General features: G+C 45.1%; 1 protein-coding gene. It reads right to left on the reverse strand.

Going from position 1 to position 304, the window contains the following annotated elements; all coding sequences use genetic code 11:
* Positions 1-45: 45 nt before the first annotated feature.
* Positions 46-304 (reverse strand): ABC transporter substrate-binding protein (locus LKX83_RS32360; RefSeq protein ID WP_227887371.1); only part of this gene is annotated, 259 nt, incomplete at its 5' end.

Below are 304 nucleotides of genomic sequence, written 5' to 3' on the forward strand. Positions count from 1 at the left end.
GAAATAGGTTGCATATTCCGGAACGATTTTGAAATCCGGAGCATTTTAGCTCTTCAGCTGGCCTACTACGTCACCTGGCAGCGGATAAGAAAGATCCAACTGACCGGAACGGTACATTTGCCATGCTGTGTTTTCATCTTCTACCATTGCCCAGTCGATACCGGCAAGCTTAATGCGGTCTTTCTCAAAGTAGTTCTCGTTTTTCACCATTTTCAAGCTTTCTTTATGCTTCCATTCCGTCAGCTTGAACGGCCCGTTTGATACGAACGATTTCGGATCATTTGCCCAATCTTTGTTTTGCTCC

This window comes from Cohnella baijiui (assembly GCF_020731285.1).
Taxonomy (GTDB): domain Bacteria; phylum Bacillota; class Bacilli; order Paenibacillales; family Paenibacillaceae; genus Cohnella.